The organism is Herbiconiux sp. FW305-C-125 (assembly GCF_058783455.1).
Window position 1 is genome coordinate 42,568 of sequence record NZ_JBYSYO010000002.1, and the last position, 21,067, is coordinate 63,634.

General features: G+C 69.9%; 16 protein-coding genes. 13 read left to right on the forward strand and 3 right to left on the reverse strand.

Annotated elements, in window-relative coordinates; translation table 11 throughout:
• Nucleotides 1–54 precede the first annotated feature (54 nt).
• Nucleotides 55–2,094 carry a beta-galactosidase gene (locus AC3WLB_RS07570; protein ID WP_492504783.1) on the forward strand — a complete coding sequence of 680 codons (2,040 nt, stop codon included), beginning with the start codon at nucleotides 55–57 and terminating at the stop codon, nucleotides 2,092–2,094.
• Nucleotides 2,095–2,181: 87 nt separating this feature from the next.
• Here AC3WLB_RS07570 and AC3WLB_RS07575 read toward each other — a convergent pair whose 3' ends face one another.
• Nucleotides 2,182–3,150, reverse strand: coding sequence for an acetylxylan esterase (locus tag AC3WLB_RS07575; protein ID WP_492504785.1), 969 nt, complete (start codon nucleotides 3,148–3,150; stop codon nucleotides 2,182–2,184).
• 146 nt (nucleotides 3,151–3,296) lie between these two features.
• On the opposite strand from AC3WLB_RS07575, the gene AC3WLB_RS07580 reads away from it, so the two are divergent.
• Genes AC3WLB_RS07580 through yicI form a run of 5 tightly spaced genes read left to right on the forward strand, consistent with a single transcriptional unit; the run spans nucleotide 3,297 to nucleotide 11,237 of the window.
• A complete protein-coding gene (locus AC3WLB_RS07580) occupies nucleotides 3,297–4,616 on the forward strand; it encodes an ABC transporter substrate-binding protein (protein ID WP_492504787.1) in 1,320 nt (439 codons plus the stop codon).
• 3 nt (nucleotides 4,617–4,619) lie between these two features.
• Nucleotides 4,620–5,564: a carbohydrate ABC transporter permease gene (locus tag AC3WLB_RS07585; protein ID WP_492504789.1), complete on the forward strand. Its 945-nt coding sequence runs from the start codon at nucleotides 4,620–4,622 to the stop codon at nucleotides 5,562–5,564.
• Nucleotides 5,554–6,456 (forward strand): carbohydrate ABC transporter permease, encoded by a 903-nt coding sequence (locus AC3WLB_RS07590; RefSeq protein ID WP_492504791.1) that lies wholly within the window; start codon nucleotides 5,554–5,556, stop codon nucleotides 6,454–6,456. Before AC3WLB_RS07585 ends, AC3WLB_RS07590 begins: the two co-directional genes overlap by 11 nt.
• Nucleotides 6,457–8,940 carry a glycosyl hydrolase family 95 catalytic domain-containing protein gene (locus tag AC3WLB_RS07595; RefSeq protein WP_492504793.1) on the forward strand — a complete coding sequence of 828 codons (2,484 nt, stop codon included), beginning with the start codon at nucleotides 6,457–6,459 and terminating at the stop codon, nucleotides 8,938–8,940.
• A complete protein-coding gene (gene yicI, locus AC3WLB_RS07600; RefSeq protein ID WP_492504795.1) occupies nucleotides 8,937–11,237 on the forward strand; it encodes an alpha-xylosidase in 2,301 nt (766 codons plus the stop codon). Before AC3WLB_RS07595 ends, yicI begins: the two co-directional genes overlap by 4 nt.
• 1 nt (nucleotide 11,238) lies before the next feature.
• Here yicI and AC3WLB_RS07605 read toward each other — a convergent pair whose 3' ends face one another.
• Both AC3WLB_RS07605 and AC3WLB_RS07610 read right to left on the reverse strand, forming a co-directional pair.
• Nucleotides 11,239–12,240, reverse strand: coding sequence for an adenosine deaminase (locus tag AC3WLB_RS07605; protein ID WP_492504797.1), 1,002 nt, complete (start codon nucleotides 12,238–12,240; stop codon nucleotides 11,239–11,241).
• Entirely contained in the window at nucleotides 12,237–13,184 is a 948-nt protein-coding gene (locus AC3WLB_RS07610; RefSeq protein ID WP_492504799.1) for a nucleoside hydrolase, read from the reverse strand. Before AC3WLB_RS07610 ends, AC3WLB_RS07605 begins: the two co-directional genes overlap by 4 nt.
• A gap of 96 nt (nucleotides 13,185–13,280) precedes the next feature.
• On the opposite strand from AC3WLB_RS07610, the gene AC3WLB_RS07615 reads away from it, so the two are divergent.
• The 7 genes from AC3WLB_RS07615 to AC3WLB_RS07645 all read left to right on the forward strand — a co-directional run bounded on the left by AC3WLB_RS07615 (nucleotide 13,281) and on the right by AC3WLB_RS07645 (nucleotide 21,017).
• A complete protein-coding gene (locus AC3WLB_RS07615; protein ID WP_492504801.1) occupies nucleotides 13,281–14,195 on the forward strand; it encodes a carbohydrate kinase family protein in 915 nt (304 codons plus the stop codon).
• A gap of 122 nt (nucleotides 14,196–14,317) precedes the next feature.
• On the forward strand, nucleotides 14,318–15,676 hold the full coding sequence (locus AC3WLB_RS07620) for an ABC transporter substrate-binding protein (RefSeq protein ID WP_492504803.1): 1,359 nt from the start codon (nucleotides 14,318–14,320) through the stop codon (nucleotides 15,674–15,676).
• Between the two features lie 62 nt (nucleotides 15,677–15,738).
• Nucleotides 15,739–16,665: a carbohydrate ABC transporter permease gene (locus AC3WLB_RS07625; RefSeq protein ID WP_492504805.1), complete on the forward strand. Its 927-nt coding sequence runs from the start codon at nucleotides 15,739–15,741 to the stop codon at nucleotides 16,663–16,665.
• On the forward strand, nucleotides 16,662–17,486 hold the full coding sequence (locus AC3WLB_RS07630) for a carbohydrate ABC transporter permease (RefSeq protein WP_492504807.1): 825 nt from the start codon (nucleotides 16,662–16,664) through the stop codon (nucleotides 17,484–17,486). Before AC3WLB_RS07625 ends, AC3WLB_RS07630 begins: the two co-directional genes overlap by 4 nt.
• Nucleotides 17,483–19,666 (forward strand): ADP-ribosylglycohydrolase family protein, encoded by a 2,184-nt coding sequence (locus tag AC3WLB_RS07635; RefSeq protein ID WP_492504809.1) that lies wholly within the window; start codon nucleotides 17,483–17,485, stop codon nucleotides 19,664–19,666. Before AC3WLB_RS07630 ends, AC3WLB_RS07635 begins: the two co-directional genes overlap by 4 nt.
• A complete protein-coding gene (locus tag AC3WLB_RS07640; RefSeq protein WP_022894963.1) occupies nucleotides 19,663–20,103 on the forward strand; it encodes a secondary thiamine-phosphate synthase enzyme YjbQ in 441 nt (146 codons plus the stop codon). The genes AC3WLB_RS07635 and AC3WLB_RS07640 overlap by 4 nt, the downstream gene beginning before the upstream one ends.
• Nucleotides 20,103–21,017, forward strand: coding sequence for a PfkB family carbohydrate kinase (locus tag AC3WLB_RS07645; protein WP_492504811.1), 915 nt, complete (start codon nucleotides 20,103–20,105; stop codon nucleotides 21,015–21,017). The genes AC3WLB_RS07640 and AC3WLB_RS07645 overlap by 1 nt, the downstream gene beginning before the upstream one ends.
• The last annotated feature ends 50 nt before the right edge of the window (nucleotides 21,018–21,067 follow it).

Here is a 21,067-nt window from a genome sequence, read left to right on the forward strand (position 1 = left end):
GGCATCCGATCGCCGGGTCGCGCTGAGAGCGCTCTCCGCTTACACTCTCCAAGCGTGACCAGCATCCCCACCACGCCCAGCGGCCGCACGCTTCCGTGGCCGGTCGACGGCCTCGCCTTCGGCGGCGACTACAACCCCGAGCAGTGGCCCGAGGAGGTGTGGACCGAAGACGTCCGCCTCATGCGCGAGGCCGGCGTCTCCATCGTGACGCTCGGCGTGTTCTCCTGGGGCGCCCTCGAGACCGCCGACGGCGAGTTCGACTTCGGCTGGCTCGACCGCGTGATCGCTCTGCTGCACGAGGCCGATATCGCCGTCGACCTCGCCACGCCCACCGCATCGCCGCCGATCTGGCTGCACCAGGCGCACCGTGAGATCCTGCCCGTGTCGCGCACGGGCGAGCGGTACTGGCAGGGCGGCCGGCTCGGCTGGTGCCCGAGTTCGCCGGTGTTCCGGGAGTACGCGCTGCGCATCGTGGCCGAACTCGGGCGGCGCTACGGCGCGCATCCGGCGGTGCGCATGTGGCACGTCTCCAACGAGCTCGGGGGCGGCAACCGGCACTGCTACTGCGACCAGTCGGCGCGGCACTTCCGCGCGTGGCTGGCCGAGCGTTACGGCGACGTCATGGCACTCAACCAGTCGTGGGGCACCGCCTTCTGGGGGCACCAGTACTCGTCGTTCCAGCAGGTGCTGCCGCCGCGCGACAGCGAGTCGGCGCCGAACCCCGCCCTCGTGCTCGACTTCGACCGCTTCTGCTCCGACGCCTTGCTCGAGCACTACCTCGCCGAGCGCGACCTGCTGCGCACCTTCGCGCCGGAGACGCCGATCACGACGAACTTCATGGTGTCGCAGGGCCCCGGAGTCATCGACCACGCGTCCTGGGCGCCGCACCTGGACGTGCTCGCGAACGACCACTACTCGCTCTCGGTCGATTCGAACCGCGAGGAGGAGCTGGCCTTCAGCGGCGACCGGATGCGCGGACTCGACCCCGTGCATCCGTGGCTCGTGATGGAGCATTCCACGAGCGCCGTGAACTGGCAGGCGCGCAACCGGTCGAAGGCGCCGGGCGAGCTCGTGCGCAACTCTCTTGCACACATCGCACGCGGCGCCGACGGCGCGATGTTCTTCCAATGGCGGGCGTCGACGGCGGGCGCCGAGCAGTTCCACTCAGCGATGCTGCCGCACGCGGGCACCCGCACGAAGGTGTGGCGGGATGTCTGCGAACTCGGCCGCATCCTGGGCGCCATCGCCGAGGTTCGCGGCACGCTGGTCGAGCTCGCGCAGGTCGCCTTGGTGTACGGAGACGTGGCCGGCTGGGCCTGGAACTCGGGGCAGAAGCCGCACCACGACCTTCCCCCGGCCCATGCGGTGCGCGAGTATCACCGTGCGCTCTGGGAGCAGGGTGTGACCGCCGACATCGTGCCGCCGGGGGCGGCGCTCGAACGGTACCGGTTGGTGATCGTGCCGGCGCTGTTCCTCGCCGACGACGCGACCGCCGCCACGATCGCCGAGGCCGCGGCAGCCGGAGCGACGGTCGTCGTGACCTATCTCTCGGGCATCGTCGACGAGACGGATCGAGTGCGCGGCGGGGGCTATCCCGGCGCCTTCCGAGAGCTGCTCGGCGTGTTCGTGGAGGAGTTCTTCGTGCTACTGGACGACGAGGTGGTCGACCTCGACACCGGCTGGCGCGCGACCACCTGGAGCGAGTTCGTGCACGCCGACGACGCCGAGGTGGTGGCGCTGTACGCCTCGGGTGTCACCGCCGGGCACCCCGCCGTGACGCGCAGGCGCGTCGGGGGTGCGGGCGGTGAGGCCTGGTACGTCTCCGCGCGACTCGACCACGCGTCGCTGGCGGCGTTCACGGTCGACCTGCTGGCAGCGGCCGGGGTCTCGGCGACGGTGCCCGTCGCATCCGGCCTCGAGGCGGTGCGACGGGTCGGTCCCGGCGTGAGTTACCTGTTCGCCATCAACCACTCCGGCGAGCCGCTCACGATCGCGGCCCACGGTCTCGACCTCGTGGCAGGCGCTCGGGCCGACGGCTCACTGGTCGTGCCGGCCGGCGGCGTCGCCGTGGTGCGCGAGCACGCCGGCGCCTGACCGTGCGGACTTCTCCAAGCGTCGCGTCGACCTTGCCCGCCGGGGGCGGAGGATGGCGCGCGGTTGAGAGAAGTCCGCGGCTCGAGGTCAGATGCGCGGGGCGAGCCACTCCGTCTGGAGCAGCCACTGGTGCATCTGCCCACCCTCGTGGCCGTTGAACGGATAGACCTCGATCTCGCGGTCGGCGTGGCCGTAGTGATTGAAGGCGGCGAAGACGGTTGACGGCATGACGATGCCGTCCATCAGAGCCACGGAGAACAGGGCGGGTGCGGTGGCACGGCGCGCGAAGTTCACCACGTCGAAGTACGACAGCGTCTCGAAAACGCGCGCCTCGACGTCGCGGTGCACCGCGAGATAGTTCGCCAATTCGGTGAACGGCGCCTCCGGCGTGACCTCCACCGCGCGGCGGAAGTGGCTCAGGAACGGTACGTCTGGCATGGCCGCCCGCAAGCCGGGCACCAGGCCCGCCACGGCGAGGGCGATGCCGCCGCCCTGGCTGCCGCCCGTCACGGCGATCCGCGAGGCGTCCACGAAGTCGAAGGACCGCACGGCGTCGATCAGCCGCACCGCGTCGGTGAACAGCCGCCGGTAGTAGTACTCCGCGGGGTCGTGGATGCCGCGGGTCATGAACCCGGAGGTGGCCGGCCCCGAGCCGTGCGGGTCCGGCGTGTCGCCGCCCGTTCCCCAGCCACTGCCCTGTCCGCGGGTGTCCATGAAGACGTGCACGTAGCCGGCGGCGGCCCAGAGCATCTTCTCGCCGGCGAGGCCGCGCCCGCCGTTGTAGCCGTTGTACTCCACCACCGCGGGCAGCGGGCCGGCGGCGGTGGCCGGGCGCACGACCCAGCCCTTGATGGGCTCGCCGGCGAACCCGGGGAAGGTGAGGTCGTCGATCCGCAGCTGCGTGATCGGGGTCGGGGCGGGCGCAAGGGCGACGGCGCCGCCGGCGGCGCGGGAGGTTGCGAGGGTATCGGCCCAGAAGTCGTCGAAGTCGGCCGGTTCACTCACCTCCGGGCGGTAGTCGCGGAGCAGGTCGAGCGGGAGATCGGTGAGAGGCAACGGTGCGTCCTAAGCATCGGGGATGGAGGATCCGGTGCGGATCATCACAGTTCTAGCATCCGTCTTGACATTTTGTTCCATAGCGGCACAAAATGCTTGTGCACCACACACGGTTGTCACGACAAGGTCGTCTGAAGGGAAACATGATGAAAGCAACGAGGCTGACGTCTCGCACTGTGCGCCGCTGGGCCGCAGGCGCCGTCGCGGGGGCCGCCGCGATCTCACTCTTGGCCGGATGCTCGGCATCGGGAGGCGACACAGCCGACGACGCCACGGCGGGCGCCGCCACGGTCGACTTCTGGGGCTGGGTGCCGGGTCTCGAAGACCTCGTCGACCAGTGGAACAGTGAGAATCCCGACATTCAGGTCTCGTTCCACCGCATGACCGGCGACGACGGCCAGAAGGTCGAGGCCGCGGTCGACGCGGGCGCCGGCCCCGACCTCGTGCAGCTGTCCAGTCACGACCTGCCCGACTACGTGATCTCGGGCCGAGTGCAGCCCATCACCGACTACGTCGCCGACATCCAGGCCAACAACACCGACAGTTCCTGGGCCGCCGTCACCTTCGGCGACGAGGTCTACGGCGTGCCGCAGGGCATCGGCCCGGCCGGCCTGATGTACCGGACCGACCTCTTCGACAAGTTCGGCCTCACGGTTCCCGCGACGTGGGATGAGTACCTCGACGCCGCGCGGAAGATCCACGCGGCCGACCCGAACACGTACATCGCGAACATGTCGCCGACCGAGATCGGCCAGTGGATGCAGGAGGTGCAGCAGGCCGAGGGCAGCTGGTACGGCGTGGACGGCGACTCCTGGACGGTCGGTGTGAACGACGACGCGTCGAAGATGGTGGCCGAGCGCTGGCAGACGCTGCTCGACGAGGGCCTCGTGACCACCGAGCAGATGTGGACGCCGGAGTACTGGGCCCTCGTCAACTCGGGGAAGATCGCGACGATCTCCTACGCCGCTTGGTTCCCGAGCCTGCTGGCGGAGAACGCGGCCGACACCTCCGGTCTCTGGCGCGTCGCACCGCTGCCCACCAACGCGGGCAGCACCAACTCCGGCGACTCGGGTGGAGCATCCATCGTGGTGCTGAAGGGCTCCAAGAACCCCGAAGCCGCCGCGAAGTTCGCGAGCTGGCTGAACGACTCCGACGAGACCCAGGATGCGCTGATCACCGTGGGCGGACTGTTCCCGTCCACGAAGAACGGGCTCGCCTCCGATGCGTTGATGAAGCCGCAGCCGTTCTACGGCGACCAGGTGATCAACGAGGTCTTCGCCGAGGCTGCCGAGAACACGCCCGCCACCTGGACCGAGGGCCCGAACTACGGCACCGCCCAGACCGCGGTCACGGACGAGTTCTCGAAGGTGGTCACCGGTCAGGAGACCTTCCTGCAGGCGCTCGACAACGCGCAGGCGGCCACGATCGCCGACCTCAAGAGCCGCGGCTTGAGCGTCTCCGAATAGCCGATGACCGTCTCCACTCCTGCCCCGGTCGTCCGGCGGCGGCGGTTCTCCGCCGCCGGGCGGCCCTGGGTGCCCTATGCGTTCGTGGCGCCGTTCGTGGTGCTCTTCCTGGTTTTCCTCGTCGCGCCGATCGGCGTGGCGATCGGCAACAGCCTGCTGTCGCAGAAGTCCTCGGGGCTCGGCTTCGGCGGCCAGGAGCTCGTGTTCGTCGGCATCGACAACTATGTCCGGGCGATCCAGGACTCCGACTTCGTCGTGAGCTTCGGGCGGGTGCTGCTGTACGGGGTGGTGCAGGTGCCGGTGATGATGATCATCGCCGGTATCCTGGCCCTCCTGTTCGACTCGGCGCTGGTGAAGGCGAAGCGCTTCTTCCAGTTCGCCGTGTTCCTGCCGTACGCGGTTCCGGGGGTCATCGCCGCGCTGCTCTGGGGCTTCCTTTATCAGCCCTCGGTGAGCCCGATCATCCAGGCCTTCACCGCTCTCGGCATCGACGTGAATCTGCTCGCACCGGGCACGGTGCTCTGGTCGATCGCGAACGTCAGCGTCTGGTCGTACACCGGGATCAACATGATCATCCTGTTCGCCGCGCTGCAGACCGTGCCGCGCGAGATGTACGAGGCCGCCCGGCTCGACGGGGCGGGGGAGGCGCGGATCGCCTGGAGCGTGAAGATCCCGATGATCGCGCCCGCCATCCTGCTCACCACGCTGTCGTCGGTGATCGGCACGCTGCAGCTGTTCAACGAGCCGCAGGTGCTGAAGTCGATCACCTCGAACATCTCGAGCGACTACACGCCGAACATGGCGATCTACGCGGCGTCGACGCTCGGCAAGGACTCGCAGTACTCCTCCGCGATGGCGGTGATACTCGGCGTCGTGACCCTCATCATCTCGCTGGTCATCCTGCGTATCACCAACCGCCGATCGATGGGAGCGACCGATGGCATCTGAGGTCCTCGTACGGCCCCGGGCCGTCCGTCGTGCCCCGTCGCTCGCCGGCGACCGGGTCAGCCGGGGGTGGATGATCGCGGTCACCGCGGCGATGGTCGTCGCGGCCGCATACTTCCTGGTCCCCGTGGTGTGGCTGGTCATCGCCTCGACGAAGTCGACCGGCGACCTGTTCTCCACGCCCGGATTCGCCTTCAGCGACTTCCACCTCTGGGACAACTTGGCCAACCTCAGCACCTACGACGGTGGCATCTTCTGGCGCTGGGGACTGAACTCCATCATCTACTCGGTGTTCGGGTCGCTGCTCACCACCCTCGTCAGTGCGCTGACCGGGTACGCACTCGCGGTGTACCGTTTCCGCGGACGGAAGGTGCTGATCGCGGTCGTCCTCGGGAGCATGCTGATCCCCGGGACCGTGATCGCGCAGCCGACCTACGTGCTGCTCGTTGGGCTCGGGCTGAACAACACCTACGCGGGCCTGCTGCTCCCGGCGCTGGTGTACCCGTTCGGGGTGCTGCTCTGCTACATCTACGCGCAGTCGTCGGTGCCGATCGAGTTGATCGAGGCGGCCAGGCTCGACGGGGCGGGCGAGTTCCGCATCTTCGTCTCGATGGGGCTGCGGCTGATGGCGACCGGGCTCGTGACGGTGCTGCTCTTCGCGTTCCTCGGCAGCTGGAACAGCTACCTGCTGCCGTTGCTCGTGCTCACCGACCAGGAGTTGATGCCGCTCACCGTAGGGCTGACCGGGTGGAACCAGTCCTCGATCACCATTCCGGGGCTGCAGATCCTGACGGTCGTGGGGTCGCTGGTGTCGATCATCCCGATCGCCGTCGTGTTCCTCTCGCTGCAGCGGTTCTGGAAGTCCGGCATCACGGCCGGCGGAGTGCGCTTCTAGATGTCGTCCCTCGAATTCGTCCAGCCCGCAGCCGGCTGGCTGGAGGCGCTGCCGCTCGGCAACGGGCGGCTCGGCGCGATGTGCTGGGGCGGCGTGTCGACGGTGCGGTTCGACCTCAACGACGAGACCGTGTGGTCGGGGTCGCCCGCGAGCGAGGCCGCGCAGCCGCGACCGTCGGCGGCGTCGGCGGCCGTGCTGCTCGCGAAGGCCCGCGAGCAGGTGCTGGCGGGCGCGCCCGCTGCCGCCGCGCGCGCCGTTCATGGCTTGCAGTCGGACTACTCGCAGGCCTTCCTCCCTCTGGCCACGGTCACGGTGCGCGTCCCCCTGTCGGTGCCCGCGGGTTACCGCCGCTCGCTCGACCTCACCACCGGCCTGCACAGCGTCAGCGCGGGTGCCGGTGACGACCGCGTGCTCCAGCGCACCGTGGTCTCGGCGCCGGACGGCGTTCTTCTGCACGTCATCGACGCCGTCCGCCCGTCCATCCCTGCCGCCGTTCTCCCGTCCGGCGCCGGTGCAACCGAGATGGAGGTCGAGATCGACTCACCACTGCGGGTGCTCGAGCGCCGTGATCGGAGTCGGGATGCCGTGTTGCTGCTGCGCGCGCCGTCGGACGTGGCGCCCACGCACGAGCCGTCGTTCCCGGCCGCGCAATGGTCGGATGCACCCGGCGCAGCGGTCGAAGCGGTGGTGATGGTGCGCCGGGTGAGCCGCGAAGCGCTCGGCGGCGACGGCCGCTACGGCATCCTGATCGCCACCGATTCCACCTACGGCGGCCTCGGCCGCGGTCTGTCCGGCACGATCGACGACGCGTTCGCTCGCGCCACAGCGCGGTTGGACGCGGCCGAGGCCCGGGGCGTCGACGCCGTGCTCGATCGAGCCGAGGCCGACACGCGGGCCCTGCTGGGCAGGGTCGCGATCGAGTTCCGCCGCTCCACCGTGCCCCGCAGAGACGCCCTCGACGGCGGCGGTCGTGACACGGAACAGGGTGGCGTCGAGGGTCTGGACACGGGAGCGCGACTCGCTCGGGCGTTCGGGGACGAGGTGCACCCGCTGGCGGGTGACCCGGCACTGGCGGGTGTGCTGTTCGAGTACGGACGATACCTGCTCGCGGCGAGTTCGCGGCCCGGTGGGCTGCCGGCGACGCTGCAGGGCATCTGGAACGACTCGATGCAACCGCCGTGGAGCTCCAATTACACCCTCAACATCAATCTGCAGATGAACTACTGGCCTGCGCAGGTCGCCGACCTCGCCGAGACCGCCGAGCCACTCCACCGGTTCGTGGACGAGCTGTCACGCTCCGGCGCCGAGACCGCCGAGCGGCTCTACGGCGCCCGCGGCTGGGTGGCCCATCACAACTCCGACGCGTGGCTCTTCAGCAGCATGGCGGGCGCCCGCCACGGCGATCCCTCCTGGGCATTCTGGCCCATGGCCGGTCCCTGGCTGGTCCGCCACCTGTGGGCGCAGGTGCAGTTCGGCGCAGACGCGGGCGACGCCGGGGCGTTCTTGCGGGAGGTGGCGTGGCCGGTCATCCGCCGCGCGGCCGAGTTCGGGTTGGACTGGCTCATCACGCTGGGGGACGGCAGTCGCGCGACCGTGCCGTCGACCTCGCCCGAGAACACCTTCCGCGACGCGGGGAGCGGCGAGGCGACGGGACTCACCGCGTCGTCGGCCCTCGACCTGCAGCTCCTGCGCGAGCTGTTCGAGACCACCCTCGCTGCCGCCGCCGCGAGCGGCGCCGGCGATGCCGAGCTGCTCGCCGAGGTGCGCGATGCCCTGGCGTCGCTCCCGGCCCGGCCCGCGCTCACCGCCGACGGCCGCATCGCCGAGTGGGGTGCGGGCGACGCCGCAGGCGCAGCCGTCGACCCCCACCATCGCCACGTCTCACCCCTCTACTTCGTCTACCCGGGCGTTGGCCCCCTCGACGACGAACTGCGCGCCGCCGCCACCCGCTTCCTCGAGGCGCGCGGCAACGACTCCTCGGGCTGGTCGCTCGCGTGGAAGCTCGCCCTCTGGGCCCGGCTGAAACGCCCGGACAAGGTCTCCGACCTCCTCCGCCTCGTCGTGCGCGACGCCGACGCCGGCCGTGGGTCCTGGTCGGGCGGGCTGTACCCGAACCTGTTCGCCGCGCATCCGCCGTTCCAGATCGACGGCAACCTCGGCTTCGTGGCCGCCCTCGCCGAGTGCCTCGTGCAGAGCCACGACGGCGCGATCGAGCTGCTGCCCGCGGTGCCCACCGAGCTGGCCACCGGGTCGGTGCGGGGGCTCGTCGCGCGCCCCGGCGTGCTCGTCGACCTCGGATGGGCAGACGGCGCGCTCGTGCGTGTCACCCTCCGCCTGCGCCACGACGCCATCCCGCCCCGGGTGCGCGTGCGCCTCGGCGACCACATCCGCGAAATCACCCTCACCACCCAGCCCACCTTCCTCACCCCCGCCGACTTCGCGCCGGCCCTCGAAACCGCTGCAGAAACGAGCACCACCCGATGAAATTCACCGACGGCTTCTGGATGCTCCGGCCCGGAGTCACGAAGCTGTACGCCCAGGAGGCCTACGACATCACGGAGACGCCCGCTCCAGGTCTCCGCGTCACCGCCCCCACGAAAGTGATCCAGAACCGAGGCGACACCCTCAACCGCGCCGTCCTCACGGTGACCCTGACGTCGCCCCTCGAGGGCGTTGTCAGGGTGCGCATCGAACACTTCACCGGCGGCGCCGAGGGCTTCGGCTTCCCGCTCCCCGGCGCGCTGGAGGGCAGCGGATGCGTCAGCATCGACGAGAGCGAGACCGCTACCCTCACCACCGGCGACCTCACCGCCACCGTCGCCAAGGGTGCGCCCTGGAAGCTCGACTTCCGCGCCCGCGGCAAACAGCTCACCGCGAGCACCGCCCAGTCGGTGGCCTACGTGGGCGTGAGCCCCGACGCCGTGGTCGACGCCGGTCCCGCCACGAACGGCGGGCTGCACGCCGCCTACCTGCACGAGCAGCTGAGCCTCGGCGTCGGCGAGCTGATCTACGGCCTCGGCGAGCGCTTCGGCCCCGTGGTGAAGAACGGGCAGAGCGTCGAGATCTGGAACGCCGACGGCGGCACCTCGAGCGACCAGTCGTACAAGAGCGTGCCGCTCTACCTCAGCAACCGCGGCTACGGCGTGTTCGTGAATCACCCCGGGCACGTCTCCTTCGAGATCGGTTCGGAGGCCGTGGAGCGCGTGCAGTTCTCGGTGCCCGGGGAGTCGCTGGAGTACTTCGTGATCGAGGGTGACCCGAAGCAGGTGCTCGACCGCTACACCCGCCTCACCGGCCGCCCTGCGGTGGTGCCGGCCTGGTCGTACGGGCTGTGGTTGTCGACGAGCTTCACCACCGACTACGACGAGGCCACGGTGAGCGCTTTCGTCGACGAGATGGCGCGCCGCGATATCCCGCTCTCGGTGTTCCATTTCGACTGCTTCTGGATGCGTGAGTTCAACTGGTGCGACTTCGAGTGGGATCCGCGGGTGTTCCCCGATCCCGACGGCATGCTCGATCGCCTGCACGCCAAAGACCTGCACGTCTGCGTCTGGATCAACCCCTACATCGGCCAGCGCTCGCGCCTGTTCGAAGAGGCGAAAGCCGGGGGCTACCTCGTGAAGAAGCCGAACGGCGACGTCTGGCAGTGGGACATGTGGCAGGCGGGCATGGCCCTCGTCGACTTCACCAACCCGGCCGCCAGGGCCTGGTTCACCGGAAAGCTCGACGCACTGGTCGACCAGGGGGTGGATGCGTTCAAGACCGACTTCGGCGAGCGCATCCCCACCGACGTGGTGTGGCACGACGGCAGCGACCCCGAGCGCATGCACAACTACTACACGCAGCTCTACAACGAGGCGGTGTTCGACTCGCTCGAGCGCAAGCGCGGAGCGGGCGAGGCGGTGCTGTTCGCCCGCTCCGGCACCGCGGGCGGCCAGAAGCTGCCGGTGCACTGGGGCGGCGACTCCACCTCGTCGTTCGAGTCGATGGCCGAGACCCTCCGCGGTGGTCTCTCGCTCGCCTACAGCGGCTTCGCCTTCTGGAGCCACGACATCGGCGGTTTCGAGGGGACTCCGGATGCGGCGGTGTTCAAACGCTGGACGGCCTTCGGCCTGCTCTCCAGCCACAGCCGCTTCCACGGCAGTCGTTCCTACCGGGTGCCGTGGCAGTTCGACGAGGAGGCGGTCGACGTCACGCGCACCTTCGCGCGGCTGAAGAACTCGCTGATGCCCTACCTCTTCCAGGCATCCCTCGAGGCGCACGAGCACGGCACCCCGTTGATGCGGCCGATGCCGCTGGAGTTCCCCCGCGACCCGGCGGTGGCCTACCTCGACCGGCAGTACCTGCTGGGCTCCGACATCCTGGTCGCCCCCGTCTTCTCGGCATCGGGCGAGGTGGACTTCTACCTACCCGAGGGCACCTGGACCGACCACTGGACCGGCGCCCGCGTGCGGGGCGGCCGCTGGCGCTGCGAGCAGCACGGCTTCGAACGCCTGCCGCTCTACCTGCGGGAGGGCGGTGTGATCGCCACCGGGGCTCGCGTCGACCGCCCCGATTACGACTACCTCGAGGGTCTCACCCTGTCTGTCTACCCGGCGGATGCGCCGCGCACCGTGCACCGCACCGTCACCGCCCCCACGGGCGAGTCGGCCGAATTCGTGGTGGAGTTCGGCGAAAGCGAGGTGCTCGTCCGCTCGGCGCTCGACCGCCCCTGGTCGGCGCGCCTCGCGAACGGGGAACGCGTGGCGGCGCTGAACGGAGAGGTGCGGCTGGCCCGATGAGCTAGGCCAGAAGCTCGCGCTTGCGGGCCTCGGAGAGGAACGACGCCTCGACCGAGTTGCGGGCGAGGAGCGCGAGCTCGTCGTCCGTCACCCCGAACGCGCCGCGCAGGGCGCGCAGGTTGTCGTCGAGGTAGCCGCCGAAGTACGCCGGGTCGTCGGAGTTGATGGTGACGAGCAGCCCGGCGTCGAGCAGGCGCCGTAGCGGGAACGCCTCGATCGCGGGAATGACCTTCAGCCGCACGTTCGAGAGCGGGCACAGGGTGAGCGGGATGCGGTCGGCGGCCAGCCGCGCCACCAGTGCCGCGTCGTCGAGGGCGCGGTTGCCGTGGTCGACGCGCTCGACGCCGAGGAGGTCGAGCGCCTCCCAGACGTACGCCGCCGGGCCCTCCTCGCCGGCGTGGGCGACCGCGTGCAGGCCGGCGGCGCGCGCCCGCTCGAACACGGACCGGAACAGCGACGGCGGGTAGCCCACCTCGGCCGAGTCGAGGCCGATGCCCTCGACGGCGAAGCCGCTCTCGAGCACGCGGTCGAGCATCCGTTCGGCCGAATCGATCGGCTGGTCGCGCAGCACGCAGACGATGATGGCAGCGGTGATGCCGGTCTCGGCGCCGACCTCGGCGATCGCCCGGTGCAGCCCCGCGAGCACCACGGTCTCGGGGATGCCCCGGGTCGAGTGCGCCTGTGGGTCGACGAACATCTCGGCGTGCACCACGCCCGCGGCGCTCGCCCGCCGGAGGTAGGCGGCGCCGAGCGCGGCGAAGTCGTCTTCGGTCTGCAGCACCTGCATGTTGTCGTAATAGAGGTCGAGGAAGGACTGCAGGTCGCTGAAGTCGTAGGCGGCGGCCAGCGCAGCCTCGTCGGCGTAGGGGAGCGTGATGCCCTTGGCTGCCGCCAGCGCGAAGATGGTGGCGGGCTCGAGGGTGCCCTCGATGTGCACGTGGAGTTCGCAGAACGGCAGCTTCGGCAGCTTCGGCAGCGACGGTGCGGTATCGGTGGGGGTCATGCGGCCAGCTCCTCGGTCACCAGGTCGAGGAACCGATCGTAGTCGAAGCCCACCGCGATCTCGATCTGCGGCAGGTCGGTCCAGCTGTGGTGGTTGCGGCGGTCGACCACCGTCATGCCGCGGGTCAACCGGCCCTCGGTCGCCACGTCGCAGTGCACGGTCTCGGTGCGTACCAGGGTCGGGTCGATGAGGGAGGCCACGGCGGCGCTGTCGATGAGCGAGCAGTACGACTGGTACCCGCGCCCCTCGACGAACTGCACCACCCGCACGGCGAGCTGCGCCTCGGGCTTGGCGCTGGCGCGCAGCCGCTCGAGATCGGCGGGGCGGAAGTTGATGGCCGGGTGCGTAGCGACGTCGAGGCCGACCGCGAGCATCCGGAAGCCGGCGTTGAACACGATGTGGGCGGCCTCCGGGTCGACGAACACGTTCCATTCGCTGACCGGGTTGTCGCCCGTGGCCTGGCTCCAGGCGTAGGGCGTCGCGCCGAAGGCGCCGCCGATGATGGTGAGCTGCGACACCTTGCCGGGCAGCTCCGGGTCGATCGCGAGGGCCGCGGCGATGTTCGTGAGCGGGCCGAGTGCACAGATGGCGATGTCGCCAGGATGCGCGTTCACGGTGTCGACGATCAGCTGCGCCGCGCCGCGCGGGTCGAGCCGGCGGGCCGACGCGGGGAGGTTCGACTCGGCCAGGCCGTCGCTGCCGTGCGAGAACGGATCGGCGGGGTAGTCGCCACCGAGCGGCACGAGCGCTCCCTGCGCCACCGGCAGTTCGGGTGCGCCGAGGAGGTCGAGCACTCTGAGGGCGTTGGCCGCCGTGCGGTCGGCCGGCAGGTTGCCGGTGACCGCGGTGACGGCGAGGATGCGCAGCGCCGGTGAGTTGTGCGCCAGGGCGATGGCGAGGGCGTCGTCCATACCGGGGTCGGTGTCGATCAGCACGTTCAGCATGGGGCCTCTCCTGGCAGAGCATCGGGACGGTGCGGTCCACTCGCCGCATGGGTAATGTAAACATAACAACAAGATGAATTGCGACGGAAGGACGGCATGCAGCGGACAGCGGTGCTCTCGCACATCGTCGTGGACGAGATCCACCGGCCGGGCGACACGTCGCCGGCGGTCGAGGTGGGCGGTGCCGGTGCCTACGCCGCGGTCGGCGCGAGCATCGCCGGCGCACCCGCATCCGCGGTGCTGGTGGCCGGCGTCGGCCGCGACGATCGCGCGCTGCTCACCGAATGGTGCGCCGGGCGCCAGATCGATCCGGCTGGTCTGTTCGCGGTGGGGGAGTCGAGCCCGCGCACGCACATCCAGTACTTCGCCGACGGCGAGCGCGTGGAGACGCCGGTGTTCGGGCTCGAGCACTTCGACGCCCACACCCCGTTGCCCCGCCACATCCCGTACCCGGTCGAGGAGGTGTCGGGCCTCTACCTCTTCCACGACGTCGAGGAGTCGTACTGGCGCGAGGTCGCCGACCATCGATCCCGCACGAGCGCGCCGGTGCTCTGGGAGATCTCGCAGAGCGCCTGCCGGCCCGAGGCGCTGCCGGCGGTGGCCGCCGCGCTCGAACTGGTCGACGTGCTCTCGATCAACCGCACCGAGGCGGTGGCGCTCTTCGACGTGCCGGATGTCGCGGCCGCGGTGGAGCGGCTGCGGCAGCTGCCCGTCGTCGTCACCCTTCGCCTCGGCGCGGACGGCTCGTTGGTGCTGCGCCGAGGGGAGGAACCCGTCGTCGTGGGTGTGGCGGAGGGTGCCGTGGCCGACCCGACGGGCGGTGGCAACAGCTACTCGGGGGCGTTCCTCGCCGAGTACGTGCGCACGGGCGATCCGCTCGCCGCGGGTCGGTTGGGGGCGGCGGCGGCCGCGGCGGTGATCGCGCAGCCGGGTGCCCCGGTCGTGGATGAGGGTGTCCGGGCGCGCGTGCGGGCCGCGGCGGGCCGCATCCGTCTCGGCTCCGCTCATTAAACCTGTTCGTAACACGCAGATCGTTGACACGGATATGTGGTGGTTATAACCTCCATACAACCTAACAACCGGGTCGACCCGACGAACCGTTGGCCCGACGGACATCGAGGAGCACACAGCAGATGAAGAGATCAAGGCTCGCGATCGCAGCGGCGGGCATCGCCACTGCTCTCGCCGTGACGATGAGCGGATGCGCCGGCGGCAGCGGCGCGGACGGCGGCAAGCAGAAGCTCGAGCTGTGGTTCTGGGGTGCTCCGCCGGCGCAGCAGGAGACCATGCAGAAGGTGCTGGTCGACGGCTTCAACGCGTCGCAGGACGAGTACGAGCTCGAGGTGAACTTCGACAACGCGGTGGACAAGAACATCCAGGTCGCGCTGAGTGCCAACAAGGGGCCGGACATCGTCTACGGCTCGGGACCTGCGTTCTCCTCGGCCTACGCAGCCGAGGGCAAGCTCGCCGACATGACGCCGTACGCCGAGAAGTACGGCTGGAAGGATCGCATCCTCGACTCGATGTACGAGTCGGGCACGGTCGACGGCAAGCTGTACTCGCTGCCGAACTCGATCGAGGACATCGGCGTGTTCTACAACACGAAGGTGCTCGACACGCTGGGTGTCGAGGTGCCGAAGAGCTACGACGAGTTCGTCGATGTGATGGACAAGGCGGCCGCCGCCGGGCTCTACTCCTCGGTCACCGGCAACCAGGGCTGGAAGCCCGTCAACCAGAACTACATCTCCCTGTTCATGTCCCAGGTCGCCGGCGGCAAGACGATGTACGACGCCCTGCAGGGCACCATCCCGTGGACCGACCCGGCACTCGTGAAGGCGGTTCAGGACTCCGCCGACTTCTACAACGCCGGCTACCTCGGCGGCAAGGACTACGCGAACCTCAACTTCGACCAGTCGATGAAGCTCCTGAGCGAGGAGAAGTCGCCCTTCTTCATCGGTCCGAGCCTCGCGTTCCAGTTCGCGTCGAACTACTTCAACGACGACACCGGCAACACCGCCGACCTCGGCTACATGCCGTTCCCGACGATCAACCCCGATCTGCCGAGCCCGTACTACACCCTCGGCACCACGGCGTCGCTCTCGATCAACGCGGCCTCGAAGAACCAGGACGGCGCCGCCGAGGTCATCGACTACATGATGACCGACGACTTCGCCAAGGAGATGAACAAGACCTGGCCCGGCTACTGGGCGGTGCCGCTGAAGGACTTCGACCTGAACGCGGATGACTACTCCGGCCTCTCGAAGCCCTTCGTCACCGCGATCAAGGACACGATCTCCGGCGTCAACGACGGCAACTACGGCTACTTCGTCGGCACCTTCTTCCCGCCCGCCACCGCCGCGGCCCTCACCGACATCGACTCGGTCTGGCTCGGCAACGTGACCGCGGAGGACTTCCTCGCGAACGTGCAGAAGACCTTCGACGAGGAGAAGGCCAAGGGCCTGGTGCCGCCGCTGCCCGAACCGGCGAACTGACCCGGAGGGGGCGCATCCGAACGGCGGATGCGCCCCCTCACCCTGCAACAGAAGGACACGCCATGGTCACCATGATCGCCGCCGACACGGGGCGTGCCGGGAAGCCCCGGCCGAGTGTCATCCGCCGCCGCGGGCACTTCCGGCGGCAGACCGCGACAAACTACCTGCTCGTCGCTCCCGCCCTGCTGCTCTCGATCGTGATCGTCGTGTTCCCGGGCATCCTCACCCTCCTGTTCGCGTTCACGAACTGGAGCGGCATCGGCTTCGACGTCGACTTCATCGGCATCCAGAACTTCCAGGACATCCTGGCCGACCCGGTGTTCGCCACGTCGCTGACGAACAACATCAAGTGGCTCGTGCTGTTCCTGGTGCTGCCCGCGATCATCGGCCTCCTGACCGCGGCGCTCCTGCTGAAACGCAAGCGGATGCGCACCTTCTACCAGGTCATCTTCCTGATGCCCTACGTGCTCGCGCCGGTGGTGAACGCGCTGGTCTGGCAGACCATCATCTACAACCCCAACGGCGGGGTGTTCGGGCTGCTCGGCCTCGCACCGCCCACCTCCTCGCAGGCGACGTCGCTGTACGCGGCGGCGGCGGTCGACATGTGGCACTACTGGGGCTTCCTCACCGTGGTGTACCTCGGCGCCATGCGCCAGACCCCGGTCGACCAGGTCGAGGCCGCATCGCTCGACGGCGCGGGCAGCTGGGGTGTGTTCCGGCACGTGTACCTGCCGAGCATCCGGCCGACCCTGCTGCTCATGGGCGTGATGACGGTGATCTTCTCGTTCCTCGCCTTCGACTACGTCTACCTGCTCACCCAGGGCGGGCCGGCGCACTCGAGCGAGGTGATGGGCACCTACGCCTACGCGTTCGCGTTCTCGTCGTTCCAATTCGGCAAAGCCGCCGCCGTAGGGCTCATCATGAGCTTCTTCGGGCTGCTGGCCTCGATTCTCTACACCTGGATCAGCCGGAGGGACCTCACGCGATGAGAGACTACGCCCGCTCCTTCGTGAGCCACCTGGTACTCGCCGTGTTCGCGGTGATCGCACTGATCCCGCTCGTGCTGGTGCTCCTCAACAGCTTCAAGGACAACTCCGAGATCCTCGGTAACCCGTTCGTGCTGCCGCAGTCGTTCGACATCGACAACTTCGTCACGGCCTGGAACTACGGCAAGTTCGGGCTCGGCTTCGTCAACAGCATCCTGCTCACCGGCACCACCGTCGTGGTGGTGCTGATCTGCTCGTCGCTCGCCGGGTACGTGCTGGCCGGGCAGAAGGTGCGCACCTGGCCCATCATCATGGTCTATCTCACGATGGCGATGACGGTGCCGATCCAGCTGTTCATCTTCCCGCTCTACTCGGTGGTGGCGGGCGCCGGGCTCACCGACAACGTGTTCGTGGTGGGCGTCATCCTCGCCGCCATCAACATGCCGTTCGCCACCTTCCTCATGCGCACCTTCTTCTTGAACGTGCCGCTCGAGATCGAGGAGGCGGCACTCGTCGACGGGGTGAACACCTTCCAGCTCGTGCGCCGCGTGCTGCTGCCGATGGTGCGGCCCGGTCTGATCACGGTGGGCGTGATCGTGGGTCTCAACGCCTGGAACGAGTTCCTCATCTCGTCGACCTTCCTGCAGGACAGCGACACCAAGACGCTGACCCTCGGCTTCCTCACGATGAACGGCACCTTCAGCACCGACATCGGCACGATGATGGCGGGCGCGCTCATCCTGATCGTGCCGATCCTCGCGGTGTTCATCGCGCTGCAGCGCTACGTGGTCGACGGCATGGCCAGCGGCGCGGTGAAGGGATGAGCGCGGCGGACGCAGCGCCGGCGCTGGATGCCGCCTATGCCGAGCGCGTCTACGCGGGCCTGCTCGGCAAGTTCATCGGGGTGTATCTCGGGCGACCTGTGGAGGGGTGGCCGTACGAGCGCATCCAGGCCGAGTTCGGTCTCGTCGACGAGTACGTGAACGACGCCCTCGGCATCCCGCTGATCGTGGCCGACGACGACATCTCGGGAACCCTCGCCTTCGGCCGGGTGGTGGAGGACGCGGGGACCGATGCCGCCGCGATCACCGCCGCCGACGTCGGCGACACCTGGCTCAACTACATCATCGAAGACCGCACCATCCTCTGGTGGGGCGGATTCGGGCGCTCCACCGAGCACACCGCCTACCTCAACCTGCGGAACGGCCTGCGCGCCCCGGAGAGCGGGTCGATCGCCCGCAACGGCCGTACCCTGGCCGAGCAGATCGGGGCGCAGATCTTCAGCGACGCGTTCGGTCTCATGCACCCGGGCGACCCCGCCGCCGCCGTCGCGCTCACCCGGGCGGCGGCCTCGGTGAGCCATGACGGAGTCGCGCTCGACGCGGCCGGCTTCTTCGCGGCGATGCGGGCGGCGGCGTTCGTCACCCGCGACCTCGACGAGCTCACCGCCATCGGGCGCACCTTCGTGACGGATGCGCGGCTCCTCGACGTGATCGACACCGTCAGCGCGCGGGTCGGCGAGGCCGACGACTGGCGTGAGGCGCGGGCGTGGGTCGATGCGCACTACGGCTACGCGCTCTTCCCGGGACCGTGTCACGCCCTGTCGAACACGGCGATGGCTCTCGCCGCGCTGCGGCTCGGCGGCGACGACTTCCGGCGCTCGGTCGCGATCGCCGCGTCGGTCGGCTTCGACACCGACAGCAACGCCGGCACCGTCGGCTGCCTCAACGGCGTGCGGCTCGGCCTCGCGGCGATCGACGCGGCGCCGTCGCTGCGCGTACCGGTCGCCGACCGTGCCATCGTGGTCAGCGCCGACGGGGGAGAAGCGGTGACGGATGCGGCCCGCGAGACCGCGCGCATCGTCGCGTCGGCCGCTTTGTCGCGTGGAGAGCCGGTTCCACCGGTGCTCGCTCCGCGGTTCGACTTCGCGCTGCCGGGAGCCGTGCACGGGTTCACCCTCTGCCCGCACGCGACCGCGCATCCTGAGCACGAGGCTGCCGTCGTGCGCAACGACAACGCCTCAGGCGGCCCCGACGGGTTGCGCGTGCCGGTGCCGGCCGGTGTGAGCGTGTGCGTGTCGACGCCCACCTTCCTCGACCCGCTCGACGCCATGAGCAACTTCTCGACCCTCGCCAGTCCCACGCTGTACCCCGGCGACACCGTGCGGCTGCGGCTCTCGGCGTCGCGGCGGAGCGAGGTGCGACTCTACGCGCTGTACGACGACGGCGGCAGGGTGATCCGCGAGCAGTCGCGCTCGATGCGCGTGGAGGAGTGGGCCTCCGTCGTGGAGTGGGACGTGCCCGAGCACGGCAATCTCGTGCCGTTCCGGGTGGGCGTCGCCGTTGCGGCCGCGCCGCAACCGGCAGAGCTGCTGGTGCACAGCGTTGACTGGGCGGGCGCGCCGGCCGCGTTCCGGCAGGAGGGCATCCTGCTCGCCGACATCTGGGACACCGCACCCGCCGGGCTCGCCCCGTGGGTGAGCTCCGCGCGCAACTGGGAGGCCGACTTCGGCTCGACCTACTGCGTGTCGCACCCGGGCGACCTCGGCGTCGTCACGATCGGCACCCGCTCCTGGACCGACTACAGCGCCGCCTCGGTGCTCACTCTGTCGCTGCACGAGACCGCCGGACTCGTGGTGCGAGCGCGTGGGCACCGCCGCTTCTGCGCGGCGATCGTCACCGGCGGGGTGGTGCAACTGATCGAACAGCAGGATGCCCGGCGCACCGTGCTGGCCGAGGCGCCGTTCGCCGCCGAGCTCGACCGGCGCTATCACGTCGAGCTGACCTGCCTCGGCGCCGAGCTGGTGCTCGCCGTCGACGGCCACGAGATCCTCCGTGCGCGCACCTCGCGCACGGGCGGCGGGGGAGCGGGCTTCCTCGTCGAACGCGGGACGTTCACGGCCGACGGGTTCACCGTCATCCGCCGGTACGGGCCGCACGACATCCCGAACCACCGGGCCCCGAACATCCGACGGGCACAGATCCAACGAAAGGCACCAGCATGACCGCAACACCAGGCCAGTGGGAGAGCTTCTCCATCAACACCAAGCCGGCCGAGGGCTTCCCCGCGCCGACCGGGTACGTCGATGTGACCCCGCAACTCCGGTCGGCGGTGAGCGGCTCGGGCGGCGACGGCGTGCTGCACGTGTTCGTGCCCCACACCACCTGCACCCTCATCTTCAACTCGGGGGTCGACGGCACCACGCTGCAGGACATCCGGCTCTTCATCGAGCAGTCCATCCCGGTCGACCGCCCCTTCGTGCACCTGCACGACGGGCCGCAGGACGCGGCTGCCCACGTGCGCCTGGTGTTCGGCGTGCAATCGCTCGCGCTGCCCGTCATCAGCGGCGAACTCGGCATCGGGCACAGCCAGGGCGTGTACCTGCTCGAGCTCGACGGGCCGCGCGACCGCACCATCCAGTACGCGCTGCAGACGTTCTGATGGGCTCCGTTCTCGGCGTGCGCGGTGGTCTCTCCGTCGACCACCTCGTCGCCGTGGGCGCGCCCGCGGCCTACCACCAGCTCGGCGGGCCCGGCTTCTACGGCGCACTCGGGGGACGGCTGGTGGGGGGCACCACCGTGCGGCTCTCGGCCGAGCTCCCCGCTGCCGAGCCGCGGTTCGCGGAGGTGTTCGACGCGCTCGGCGTCGACGTGTCGTTCACGTCGGAGGTCGCGGATGTGCCGCGCGTATGGATCCTCGACGCACCGGAGGGCCGGCGCATCGTCGAGACCGCCGGGGGCTCAGCCGTCGAGCTCGAGGGCGCGCCCGAAGCGGCGGCGCCCGGCGGCGCTGCCTCGCCGTCTGACGCGGCCGGCTCGGCGGGGGATGACGCCTTCACCGTCGGCCTCGCGGGGCTGCTGGACTCCTCGCCGCTCGCCCGAGCACGGGTGGCGGCCGGCACGGTGGTGGGCGTCGACCCGCACCAGCTGCCGTTGCAGCGCGACGGCCTCGACTACCTGCGGCGGGTGGCACCGCCCGGCGCCGTACTGCTGCCGAGCCGCGTGCAGCTGCGCCTGCTCGATCCCGAGCCTCGGGCGGCCGCGCGGCGCATCGCCGATGAACTCGGCGTCGCCGTCGTCGCTCGCCTCGACCGCGAGGGCATGTACCTCATCGGCGCCGGGGGGGCCTGGACCGTGCGCGACCCCGCCGTCGCCGTGCACGAGACCACCGGCGCCGGCGACTCCTCCGCAGCGGCGATCGTCGCCGCGCTCGCGCAGGGCGCCGACCTCGTCACCGCGGCGCGCTTCGGCGCCAGCGTGGCCCGCATCGCGCTCTCCGACGTGGGCGGGCGCGCGCTCGAGCACGCGCATCCGCTCGCCGAACCCTTCCCGGAGGTCACCGTGACCTCCGCCTGACCCGGGCACCCTCCCACGACCTCAGACTCCGGCATCCGCCGCTCCCCTCG

What these genes read in the sequence shown, in the direction of transcription:
- AC3WLB_RS07635 (WP_492504809.1), top strand. Translation starts at nt 17,483, where the DNA reads ATGAGCGCGGCGGACGCAGCGCCGGCGCTGGATGCCGCCTATGCCGAG.
- AC3WLB_RS07605 (WP_492504797.1), bottom strand. Translation starts at nt 12,240, where the DNA reads ATGACCCCCACCGATACCGCACCGTCGCTGCCGAAGCTGCCGAAGCTG.
- AC3WLB_RS07615 (WP_492504801.1), top strand. Translation starts at nt 13,281, where the DNA reads ATGCAGCGGACAGCGGTGCTCTCGCACATCGTCGTGGACGAGATCCAC.
- AC3WLB_RS07595 (WP_492504793.1), top strand. Translation starts at nt 6,457, where the DNA reads ATGTCGTCCCTCGAATTCGTCCAGCCCGCAGCCGGCTGGCTGGAGGCG.
- AC3WLB_RS07620 (WP_492504803.1), top strand. Translation starts at nt 14,318, where the DNA reads ATGAAGAGATCAAGGCTCGCGATCGCAGCGGCGGGCATCGCCACTGCT.
- AC3WLB_RS07640 (WP_022894963.1), top strand. Translation starts at nt 19,663, where the DNA reads ATGACCGCAACACCAGGCCAGTGGGAGAGCTTCTCCATCAACACCAAG.
- AC3WLB_RS07585 (WP_492504789.1), top strand. Translation starts at nt 4,620, where the DNA reads ATGACCGTCTCCACTCCTGCCCCGGTCGTCCGGCGGCGGCGGTTCTCC.
- AC3WLB_RS07625 (WP_492504805.1), top strand. Translation starts at nt 15,739, where the DNA reads ATGGTCACCATGATCGCCGCCGACACGGGGCGTGCCGGGAAGCCCCGG.
- AC3WLB_RS07630 (WP_492504807.1), top strand. Translation starts at nt 16,662, where the DNA reads ATGAGAGACTACGCCCGCTCCTTCGTGAGCCACCTGGTACTCGCCGTG.
- AC3WLB_RS07610 (WP_492504799.1), bottom strand. Translation starts at nt 13,184, where the DNA reads ATGCTGAACGTGCTGATCGACACCGACCCCGGTATGGACGACGCCCTC.
- yicI (WP_492504795.1), top strand. Translation starts at nt 8,937, where the DNA reads ATGAAATTCACCGACGGCTTCTGGATGCTCCGGCCCGGAGTCACGAAG.
- AC3WLB_RS07645 (WP_492504811.1), top strand. Translation starts at nt 20,103, where the DNA reads ATGGGCTCCGTTCTCGGCGTGCGCGGTGGTCTCTCCGTCGACCACCTC.
- AC3WLB_RS07590 (WP_492504791.1), top strand. Translation starts at nt 5,554, where the DNA reads ATGGCATCTGAGGTCCTCGTACGGCCCCGGGCCGTCCGTCGTGCCCCG.
- AC3WLB_RS07580 (WP_492504787.1), top strand. Translation starts at nt 3,297, where the DNA reads ATGAAAGCAACGAGGCTGACGTCTCGCACTGTGCGCCGCTGGGCCGCA.